This is a genomic window from Robertmurraya sp. DFI.2.37 (assembly GCF_029211245.1).
Lineage (GTDB): Bacteria > Bacillota > Bacilli > Bacillales > Cytobacillaceae > Robertmurraya > Robertmurraya methanolica_A.
Map to the genome: position 1 here is coordinate 24,689 of NZ_JARGEJ010000052.1, position 6,898 is coordinate 31,586.

Here is a 6,898-nt window from a genome sequence, read left to right on the forward strand (position 1 = left end):
GAAAAAATTGCTACAATGGTTATACTGTTAAAAGCTTGTCGATATTTGAAGATATGATATACGGTGTTGATAAAGGAGTGATTCACGTTGGAACAAAAGGAATTCGGCTTAAATGATATTGTTGAAATGAAAAAACCACATCCTTGCGGAACGAATCGTTGGAAGATCATCCGTTTAGGAATGGATATACGAATTAAGTGTGAAGGTTGTTCCCACAGTGTATTGATTCCTCGAAGAGAATTCTCGCGAAAAATGAAAAAGATCCTCGTAAAGCATGAAGAGTAATCTTTATGCTTTTTTTACTACATTAAATTGAAGCTCTAATCAAGAAGCTACCTCCAATATCAATAGTCGTAGGCACGATTTATGAATTCGAATATTTGCATATAGGAATTTTCTTTTATAAAATTCAAAAAAAACGATCGGAATGGAGGGAGAAAAATGGCGAAGGTATATGCGTCTGCGTGTCCATTAAATTGCTGGGACAGCTGTGGTTTTAAAGTGACAGTGGAAGACGGAAAAGTATTAAAGATAGATGGAGACGAGTCTCATCCCATTACGAAAGGAAAAATCTGTGGTCGAGGACGGATGCTTGAGAAGCGCACGAATTCTGGAGAAAGATTGCTATATCCGTTGAAAAAGATAGATGGACAGTTTACTAGAATTCCTTGGGAGCAAGCATTAACAGAAATTGCTGAGAAAATGCAAGCGGTGAAAGAAAAACATGGTTCGACAGCGGTTCTCCATAGTCATGATTATGCGAACGGTGGGTTATTAAAGAATCTCGATCAACGCTTTTTCAATTGTTTTGGCGGTGTCACAGAGCTAATAGGTTCTATTTGCTGGGGCTCCGGTATAGAGGCGCAAAATTGGGATTTTGGAGATGCTTATAGCCATGCCCCTGAAGATATTTTCCATAGTAAAAACATTATCGTTTGGGGTAGAAATGTCGCGAGAACAAATATGCATCTCTACCAAGCATTACAGAAGGCAAAAAAACAGGGCGCAAAGCTGATTGTGATTGATCCAATTTTTAATGCAACCGCGAAAATCGCCGATCTCCATCTTACTGTTAAGCCGGGAATGGATGGTTTTTTAGCGGCAGGAATTATGAAGGAAATTCTTAGATTAAATTTGGAAGATCAGGCATTTATTGAAGATCATTCCGTTGGATTTGAGGATCTAAAGGAATTATTAGCTGGAATAACGCTAGAAGAGCTTTCTCGATTAGCAGAAGTCCCTGAAGAGAGCATGACGGAACTAGCCAAGATATTTTGTGATCGGCCAACTGCTACTCTTATCGGTTTAGGGATGCAGCGTTATGAAAATGGTGGAAATACCATTAGGCTCCTCGATGCACTAGTTGCGATTAGTGGCAACATAGGCATTGCTGGAGGAGGAGCCAATTATGCCCATAAGCAAGTAGGGCAAAGCTTTAATATTGCTTCATTAATCTTGCCTGACAAAAAGGAACAGCATCGCAGTTTCACCATGATGGAACAGGCGGAACAAATTCTTGCTGCTAAAAATCCGGAAATCAAAATGATCTTTGTTACTTGTGGAAATCCACTGACACAAGTTCCTGATACAAATGTAGTGAAGAAAGCTTTTTCATCTGTTGACACCCTTGTTGTAGTTGACCAGTTTATGACTGATACGGCTGAACTCGCTGATTATGTGTTGCCAACGACAACAGCTTTTGAAGAAGAGGATATATATTATTCTTCCATGTATCATGCTTATGTTAATTATGGCCCAAAACTTGTCAATGCTCCTGGGGAGGCACGTTCGGATCTATGGATTTGGACAGAATTAGCGAAACGACTTGGTTTCGGTGAGGAGTTTAATTATACAAGGGAAGATTGGATTAAAATGGGCTTTGGAGCGTTGCAAGAAAAGGGGATTACCCTAGAGAAGCTAAAGGAGAAGGCCCATCTTGAATTACCAGTCGATCCTATTCCATGGAAAGATCGTCGTTTTAAAACTCCAAGTGGGAAATTTGAATTCACGTCGCAAAAGGCTGCACAAAAGGGGCTTGAAGGAAAGTTAACATTGGCTCTACCAAGAGAATCAAAATGGACGAATGCCTCCGTTGCAGAAAAATATCCGTATCAATTATTGACGATTCACCCACTGCGTTCCAATCACTCTCAGCATTATCATGTTATCACACCAGAGCCGAAGGTGAAGGTGGAGATTTCCAGGAATATTGCCGATGATTTGCAGCTTAGCAATGGAGATTATGTCAGAGTTTGGAATGGGCGTGGGGAGATAAAAGGGTATGTGAGTATTTTGGAACAAGGCGTACATGCCAATGTCATTAATATTGATGAAGGTATCTGGGCAAAATATGGCGGCTCTGTTAATCAACTGACGGCTAGTCGAGTATCGGACAACGGTTTAGGAAGTACATTGTACGATTGTTTAGTAAATCTTTCCTTAGTAGAGCGGGCACCTGGTAATTAGAACTTTCTTGTCTTTTATTCGGTAACTCTCTATAATTGGTTAAGGTTAAGTACTTTAGCATGATCCATTTGTCGAACAGACAGATATAAAATAATGAATAAATAGTTTATTGTGATGAGGAGTGACTTTGGATGGCCTTAACGGCAGGAATAGTCGGGTTACCGAACGTAGGGAAATCTACTTTATTTAATGCAATTACACAAGCAGGTGCAGAATCAGCCAACTACCCATTTTGTACGATTGATCCAAACGTTGGGATTGTAGAAGTACCAGATCATCGTTTGACAAAATTAACAGAATTGGTACAGCCGAAAAAGACGGTTCCTACTACTTTCGAATTTACAGATATTGCTGGAATTGTGAAAGGAGCAAGTAAAGGGGAAGGGCTAGGGAATAAATTTTTGGCTAATATTCGCGAAGTGGATGCCATTTGCCAAGTTGTTCGTTGCTTTGAGGACGAGAATATTACCCATGTTTCAGGGAAAGTTGATCCATTGGATGATATTGAAACAATTAATTTAGAGCTTATTTTAGCTGATCTTGAATCTGTTGAGAAACGGATTGGTCGTGTTGGCAAATTAGCAAAACAAAAAGATAAGGAAGCCGTGGCAGAGCTTGAAGTGTTAGAAATGCTAAAGGATGCATTTGAAGCGGAAAAACCTGCAAGAACGGTTGATTTTTCTGAAGAACAATTGAAAATTGCGAAAGGCTTGCATCTATTAACCATTAAGCCTGTTCTTTATGTGGCTAACGTAGGGGAAGACGATGTAGCAGATCCCTCTTCCAACGAATACGTTCAAAAGGTTAGAGACTTTGCTGCCGGAGACAATGCAGAGGTAATTGTAATCTGTGCTAAAATTGAGTCCGAAATTGCAGAACTCGAAGGGGAAGAAAAAGCAATGTTCCTGGAGGAGTTGGGCATCGAAGAGTCTGGCTTGGATCAATTAATTCGCGCTGCGTATCACTTGCTTGGTCTAGCGACGTACTTTACTGCTGGTGTTCAAGAGGTTCGTGCTTGGACTTTTCGTAAAGGCATGAAAGCACCTCAATGTGCGGGCATTATCCACTCTGATTTTGAAAGAGGGTTTATTCGGGCTGAAACAGTCTCTTACGATGATTTGCTCGCAGCAGGAAATATGGTTGCCGCAAAGGAAGCTGGCAAAGTGCGCCTTGAAGGAAAAGACTATGTAGTCAAGGACGGAGATATTATCCACTTCCGCTTTAACGTATAATCTTCATTGTAGAGGTTGTCCTTTTATGATAGCTGGGAAGAGCATCCAATCGGGTGCTCTTTTTTGCCTTCCAGTGTCCAACAGGTTTAAAAATCGTAGCACGTAATGGCCAAATCCTCGCAACCTTGTGGAAAAGTTGGAGTAATCCTCATATTTAGTTCACGAGGGGACCACTTAATAGAAAAATTACAGGCAGGATAAATTCAATTTTTTATTATATGATTCCAGCTGTTGTGTTTGCTACATATATATGGTATAATTTCTTCTTGTGAGTAATGAATATTGCTCCTTGCCCTTTATGAAAAGGGCCGTTAGTCCAAAAGGAGGTGAATGTGATGAGAGCGTACGAAATTATGTACATCATCCGCCCAAATATTGAAGATGAGGCTAAAAAAGCACTTGTTGAGCGCTTTGACGGCATCCTTACTGAAAATGGAGCGGAAGTAGTTGAATCAAAAGAATGGGGTAAGCGTCGTCTTGCTTATGAAATCAATGATTTCCGTGACGGTTACTACCATATCGTTAAAGTTAACGCTGATGCAGCAGCTGTGGAAGAATTCTCTCGTTTAGCTAAAATTAACGAAGATATCATCCGCCACATCGTAATTAAAGATGAAAAGTAATTTGATATAGAAATGTTTCACGTGGAACATTGAACAACGGTTTTTGTATGGTGTTGCGAAAAACCGCATCCTTTTTTATACACTCCTCCAATTAACGTATGAAAATGCTTAAAAGAAGGACGTTGTATGAATGTAGGAATTGAAGAGGAGAGGGGTTGATTCTGATGATGAATCGTGTAGTTCTCGTTGGACGATTAACGAAAGATCCTGATTTGCGATATACACCAAATGGTGTTCCTGTTGCTACTTTTACCCTTGCTGTGAACAGAACTTTTTCAAATCAACAAGGTGAAAGAGAAGCTGATTTCATTAACTGTGTCGTTTGGCGTCGTCCTGCAGAAAACGTGGCGAACTTTTTGAAAAAAGGTAGCCTTGCTGGTGTTGATGGACGTATTCAAACCCGTAATTATGAAGGACAAGATGGTAAACGCGTCTATGTTACAGAAGTTGTAGCTGAAAGTGTACAGTTTCTAGAGCCTAAGAATGCTTCTGGAGGAAATCCAGGGGGATTTGGCGGTCAGAGGGAACAAGGGAACCCATATGGCAGTAGTGGCAATCAGAATCAACCATTCCGTGAAAACAATAACAATAACCAAGGCTATACACGAATTGACGAGGATCCATTTGCTGGTGGAGGACAAATCGATATCTCAGATGATGATCTTCCGTTCTAATTCGGTACAGCAATGACCTAACATGTAAAAGAGGAGGGAAATATAATGGCAGGTGGAGGACGCAGAGGCGGCCGCGCTAAGCGCCGTAAAGTTTGTTACTTTACAGCAAACGGAATCACTCACATCGATTATAAAGATGTAGATTTACTTAAAAAGTTTATCTCTGAACGCGGAAAGATTTTACCTAGACGTGTGACTGGAACAAACGCTAAATACCAACGTAAATTAACTGTTGCGATCAAGCGTGCACGTACAATGGCATTACTTCCATATGTTACTGGAGAATAATGTAATAATAAAAAGGCAGTTTGGAGAATTATCTCTAAACTGCCTTTTTATATTTAATATTAATTAAATATGATATATCTTACATTTTAGGATGTGAGACTAGGTCTTGTAATTATTGTTATTGGTATAATATGTAAGTTTAGCCGAGAGGAGAGGGATTTTATTCCTCTCGCTAATGGGGGGAGAAGAAATGAGGGTTGAAAAAACACAATCTTCAATGGTATTAGTAGATCTTGAATGGAGGATTGTTCCAGAAGTCTTAAACTTTACAACCATGTTGGAATAAAAGGGGATATCACCCAATACTATTAGTGGCTACTTGAGGTGGCTTAGAAAAAGAGATAAAAGAAAAACTAACAAAAGAAACTGGTATTTTAGATAGATATAATTATTCATCTTTCTGGTGTTTTTAAAGAGCTGGCAGTTACAGGTATAATTAGAGTTATATTACATTCCCTTTAGAATGTAGAATTAGTACATTATCCTTGTACTAGCTATATTATTAAAGTAAGTATGAGCCATTTTACTATTAAAAATTATCTTGAAGCAATTAGAGGGTTTATTACAAAATAATCGAGCGAAGAAACAATGATTTGATTTGGGATATTATCACTATTCTTTTAATAATTTTTCAAAGCTACATTGTCTTCAAAAACTTATTCTATTAGTTTCTTATCAAACAATTGGTAGAGTTGGGGAAAGTTATAAGTAAGGAAAAATAAAAAGAGTTAATACAAATCCTATTCCTGAATAATGACAAAGAGTTATACTACATGGTAGAAAAAATAAATGCAGCTTCAAAATCATATGGAATGATTGCCATTAATAAAAAAGTTACTAGTGTTATTAAAACAATATTATATTTTTGATTTTAAGAAGTGGAACTCAGCAAGTTCCACTTCTATACTTGAACACCAATATTACTTAGGAAAAATCTCTTCTCACTGTCCATCATTTAGTAGAATATGGTAGTGTCAGAATACAATTAGGTTTACTAGAATTAGCAAATTTTCAGTATGTTTATCACAATTCTTAGCATGTTAAAACACCAAAATTGATCAAATATTATGTGCCTAATAGATAAAAAAATATTAATAAACAAAAATAGAACAGGAACTTTTCACTTTTTTTCCTCTTCTTTTCAATAAGTAGGAATAGAATTAACACAATGAAAACAGACGAAAAAGTATGTCTATAATTAACATAATTAAATTCACCACTTTCTAATTATGCTATATTAATTGTACTCAAAAGTATATCTTATTCTTATGTAAATAGGAACCTTTCTTAATTAAAGAAAGGGTTCCTAAAATTAAATCTTATTTTAATATGCTTGATGTGATATTGTCCCAAGAATTTCATATGCACGTTGAATATTACCATGTGCAGAGCTAGAAGTGTTGTACATTCTTATAGCTAATACCTCAACTGCTCCTGCAGCGGTAATTGCTCCCACAATTGTAGCCACAGCCATATTGGATCGCCTTCTTGTGACTGCTAGAATAAAGTGTACAGTTTTTGCTTGATAAGATGAAACGCTTATTTACCCAAATATACCAGCAAAAAATATCAACCTATCACTGTAAAATGATCATAGTTCATACTTGCAGTGGAG

Annotated in this window: 7 protein-coding genes; 6 read left to right on the top strand and 1 reads right to left on the bottom strand. The window is 37.8% G+C overall.

Annotated elements, in window-relative coordinates:
* Positions 1 to 87: 87 nt before the first annotated feature.
* The 6 genes from PZE06_RS20330 (at position 88) to rpsR (ending at position 5,283) form a co-directional block, all read left to right on the top strand.
* Entirely contained in the window at positions 88 to 285 is a 198-nt protein-coding gene (locus PZE06_RS20330) for a DUF951 domain-containing protein (protein ID WP_095314737.1), read from the top strand.
* Positions 286 to 441: 156 nt separating this feature from the next.
* The gene (locus PZE06_RS20335; protein WP_150917286.1) at positions 442 to 2,466 is read left to right on the top strand and encodes a molybdopterin-dependent oxidoreductase; all 2,025 of its coding nucleotides are present in this window, start codon (positions 442 to 444) and stop codon (positions 2,464 to 2,466) included.
* A 131-nt stretch (positions 2,467 to 2,597) separates the two neighbouring features.
* On the top strand, positions 2,598 to 3,698 hold the full coding sequence (gene ychF, locus PZE06_RS20340) for a redox-regulated ATPase YchF (protein WP_150917284.1): 1,101 nt from the start codon (positions 2,598 to 2,600) through the stop codon (positions 3,696 to 3,698).
* A gap of 332 nt (positions 3,699 to 4,030) precedes the next feature.
* Positions 4,031 to 4,321 (top strand): 30S ribosomal protein S6, encoded by a 291-nt coding sequence (gene rpsF, locus PZE06_RS20345; RefSeq protein ID WP_191963273.1) that lies wholly within the window; start codon positions 4,031 to 4,033, stop codon positions 4,319 to 4,321.
* A gap of 164 nt (positions 4,322 to 4,485) precedes the next feature.
* Positions 4,486 to 4,995 carry a single-stranded DNA-binding protein gene (gene ssb / locus PZE06_RS20350; protein WP_095314733.1) on the top strand — a complete coding sequence of 170 codons (510 nt, stop codon included), beginning with the start codon at positions 4,486 to 4,488 and terminating at the stop codon, positions 4,993 to 4,995.
* Between the two features lie 45 nt (positions 4,996 to 5,040).
* On the top strand, positions 5,041 to 5,283 hold the full coding sequence (gene rpsR / locus PZE06_RS20355; RefSeq protein WP_019157210.1) for a 30S ribosomal protein S18: 243 nt from the start codon (positions 5,041 to 5,043) through the stop codon (positions 5,281 to 5,283).
* A gap of 1,324 nt (positions 5,284 to 6,607) precedes the next feature.
* Here the strand turns inward: rpsR and PZE06_RS20360 are convergent.
* Entirely contained in the window at positions 6,608 to 6,757 is a 150-nt protein-coding gene (locus PZE06_RS20360; RefSeq protein ID WP_191963274.1) for a hypothetical protein, read from the bottom strand.
* Positions 6,758 to 6,898: the final 141 nt, after the last annotated feature.